The 422-nt window shown below is 74.9% G+C and carries 1 protein-coding gene; it reads left to right on the forward strand.

Features of this window, described 5'->3' with window-relative positions:
- Window positions 1-168: 168 nt before the first annotated feature.
- The coding region (locus B7767_RS43755) for an Rrf2 family transcriptional regulator (protein ID WP_143653055.1) at window positions 169-422 on the forward strand (254 nt) is incomplete at its 3' end.

Below are 422 nucleotides of genomic sequence, written 5' to 3' on the forward strand. Positions count from 1 at the left end.
CTCGGCGGACCGGTCGGCGGCCTCACCTGCCCGAGACCGCGCCACGCCCCCCTGCCCGGGACCCCGGCCACCCTCCACGCCGCGCGGTCACTGCGCCGAGCGCCGGGGCCGGCACGGTCGGCAGCCGCCGGCGGATGCCGACCGGAGCCGTACGGGATAATGGGACGCATGCGGATCTCAGCCAGGGCGGACTACGCGGTACGTGCCGCGCTGCAGCTCGCCTCGTCACGGGACGACGGGCCGCTGAAGGCCGAGGCCATCGCCGACGCCCAGGACATCCCGCACAAGTTCCTCGAAAGCATCCTGAACGACATGCGCCGGGGCGGTCTCGTGCTCAGCCAGCGCGGCGGCAACGGCGGCTACCGGCTGGCCGGGCCCGCCGAGGCCATCAGCATCGCCGACGTCATCCGTGCCGTGGACGG

It is taken from the genome of Streptomyces sp. 13-12-16 (assembly GCF_002114215.1).
Lineage (GTDB): Bacteria > Actinomycetota > Actinomycetes > Streptomycetales > Streptomycetaceae > Streptomyces.